This window comes from Sphingopyxis sp. KK2 (genome assembly GCF_001990265.1).
Taxonomy (GTDB): Bacteria; Pseudomonadota; Alphaproteobacteria; order Sphingomonadales; family Sphingomonadaceae; genus Sphingopyxis.
On record NZ_LYVN01000260.1, the window covers coordinates 1 to 2,358 of the forward strand.

Annotated in this window: 4 protein-coding genes; 1 reads left to right on the top strand and 3 read right to left on the bottom strand. The window is 70.5% G+C overall.

The window, feature by feature from the left end; all coding sequences use genetic code 11:
- The first annotated feature begins 125 nt into the window (after window positions 1-125).
- On the top strand, window positions 126-596 hold the full coding sequence (locus B1A78_RS21490) for an MmcB family DNA repair protein (RefSeq protein ID WP_077148868.1): 471 nt from the start codon (window positions 126-128) through the stop codon (window positions 594-596).
- Here the strand turns inward: B1A78_RS21490 and B1A78_RS21495 are convergent.
- From B1A78_RS21495 to ribD, 3 genes are all read right to left on the bottom strand, one after another.
- Window positions 593-943: a hypothetical protein gene (locus B1A78_RS21495; protein ID WP_077148869.1), complete on the bottom strand. Its 351-nt coding sequence runs from the start codon at window positions 941-943 to the stop codon at window positions 593-595. The two genes, B1A78_RS21490 and B1A78_RS21495, sit on opposite strands and share 4 nt — an antisense overlap.
- A complete protein-coding gene (locus tag B1A78_RS21500) occupies window positions 940-1,554 on the bottom strand; it encodes a riboflavin synthase (protein ID WP_077148870.1) in 615 nt (204 codons plus the stop codon). The genes B1A78_RS21495 and B1A78_RS21500 overlap by 4 nt, the downstream gene beginning before the upstream one ends.
- A gap of 5 nt (window positions 1,555-1,559) precedes the next feature.
- A partial coding sequence (gene ribD / locus B1A78_RS21505; protein ID WP_077148871.1) for a bifunctional diaminohydroxyphosphoribosylaminopyrimidine deaminase/5-amino-6-(5-phosphoribosylamino)uracil reductase RibD occupies window positions 1,560-2,358 on the bottom strand: 799 nt, incomplete at its 5' end.

Sequence of the window (2,358 nt, forward strand, 5' to 3'; positions counted from 1 at the left end):
AACCAGGGCGGCGGATCGTCGGGCGGTTCGGGCGGCGGCTTCGGCGGCGGCTCGGGCGGTGGCGGCGGACGCCCGCCGTTCGACGACGACCTGGACGACGACGTCCCCTTCTGAGGCCCTGATCGATGGCGAGTGACCTGCTGATCGCCGCCGATGTCGTCCGCGGCGTGTGCCGGTTGTTCGCGCAAGCGGGGCTGGTCGCGATTCCCGAAGTGCCGCTGCCCAATGGGCGGCGCACCGACCTGACCGCGATCGATGCCAAGGGCCGGATCACCATCGTCGAGATCAAGGTCAGCCGCGCCGATTTGCACGGCGACGGCAAATGGCCCGACTATTGCGATTGGTGCGACCATTTCTATTGGGCGCTGGCGGCGGGGCTCGACCCCGCGATCCTAAACACGCCGGAGTATCGCCCCGAGACATCGGGGCTGATCGTCGCCGATCGCTATGGCGCAGCGGTGGTGCGCGAGGCCGCGAGCTGCGACCTCGCGCCCGCGCGGCGCAAGGCCGAGCTGCTGCGCATCGGGCGGCTGGCGATGCGGCGATCGATGGTCGCGAGCGACCCCGAACTCGCGATGGGGTGGACCGAGGGCTAAAGCGGTTCGCTGCGCTCATAATAGACGGCCCAGACCAGCCCCGCCGCCGAGAGCCCGATCCACAGGATCGCCCCCACGATCACATCGGCGCTGAGCGCGAACGGCATGGCGACGAGCAAGAGGCCAAGCGCGACACTCGCGAGCACCCAGCGCAGATGCGTCTTCAACGGCCGCCGCGTGCGCCGTTCGATCGCCTGAAGCGCCAGCCCGATCAGGATGAGCAGCGCCGTGGCGACGAGGATGAAGAGATCGAGGCCGTTGGTAACGATCCGCACGGTGATCAGCACCGCCGCCAGGATCAGCGCCCCGAGGCGAATCCAGAGCAGCGGCTTGGCGTTTTCGTTCATCCCCGCGCCTGCATCCGCGCGAGATAGCGCGCGAGGATGTCGATTTCGAGGTTTACCGGGCGCCCGGCGGCGGCCTCGTCGAGCGTCGTCATCGCGCGCGTGTGCGGGATGATGTTGAGCGTGAAATGCGCGCTGCCATCGGGCTGGTCGGTCACTTCGTTGACGGTCAGCGACACGCCCTCGACCGTGATCGATCCCTTGGCGGCGATATGCGGCGCGAGGCTGGCGGGCGCCGCGACGACGAGGCCCCAGCTGTCGCCGACCGGCGTGACCGAGACGATTTCGCCGACCGCGTCGACATGGCCGGTGACGATATGCCCGCCGAGTTCGTCGCCGACCTTGAGCGCGCGTTCGAGGTTGAGGCGGCGCCCGGCATCCCACATGCCCGGCGCTGTGCGCGCGATGGTTTCGGCGCTGGCATCGATCGCGAACCAGTCGCCATCGGCATCCTTGCCTTTGTCGACGACGGTCAGACAGGCGCCCGAACAGGCGATCGAGGCGCCGAGGTCGATCGTGTCGGTGTCATAGTCGGTGCCGATGACCAGCCGCGCGTCGCCGCGATCCTCGCGGGTGCGGACATGGCCGATGTCGGTGATGATGCCGGTGAACATGGGGTCTAGGATCCTTCTCTGGCCCGCTCGTAGACGTCGAGCCGGTCGCTGCCAAGCAGGCGGCTGTCGGCGAGGCGCCAGCGCCCATGCGCATCGGCAAGGTCGGCGAGGCCGATGTCGCCGAGCGCCGCCTTGCCCGCGCCGATCAGGATCGGCGCGCGATAGAGCAGCAGCCGGTCGACGCGGTCGGCGGCGAGGAAGGCCGAGGCCGCGCCGGCGCCGCCCTCGACGAGCAGCGAATCGACGCCGTCGACCGATTCGGGCAAAGCAACGGCGGTCCAGCCGTCGGGCGCCGCGCCGCGGGTAAGCATCAGCCGCCGGGGGCTGCGGCCTTCGAGCCCCGGCAGGCGCACGTCGAGTTTGGGCGAATCGGCTTCATAGGTGCCGCGTCCGACGAGGATCGCTTCGTGGCGCGCGCGTTCGAGATGGCCGTGGGCGCGGGCGCGGGGACCGGTGATCCAGCGGCTCGACCCGTCGGCGCGCGCGATGGCGCCGTCGAGCGAGGTCGCGAGCTTGAGCGTGACGAAAGGCCGGCCCTGCCCCTGCCGCGTCCACCATGGCGCCATCGCGCGGCGCGCCTCGGCGGGGAGGACGTTGAAGACGACCTCGATCCCGGCATCCTGCAGCCGCGCGATACCTTTGCCGTTGGTGCGCGAGTCGGGATCCTGCGCGGCGATGACGACGCGCACGACCCCGGCAGCGATCAGCGTATCGGTGCAGCAGGGACCGCGCGCGCTCGCATGCGCGCAGGGCTCGAGGCTGACATAGGCGGTCGCGCCGCGCGCGGCGTCGCCGGCGGCGGCG

Coding starts and splice junctions, on each gene's coding strand:
- B1A78_RS21500 (WP_077148870.1), bottom strand. CDS start 1,554: ATGTTCACCGGCATCATCACCGACATCGGCCATGTCCGCACCCGCGAG.
- B1A78_RS21490 (WP_077148868.1), top strand. CDS start 126: ATGGCGAGTGACCTGCTGATCGCCGCCGATGTCGTCCGCGGCGTGTGC.
- B1A78_RS21495 (WP_077148869.1), bottom strand. CDS start 943: ATGAACGAAAACGCCAAGCCGCTGCTCTGGATTCGCCTCGGGGCGCTG.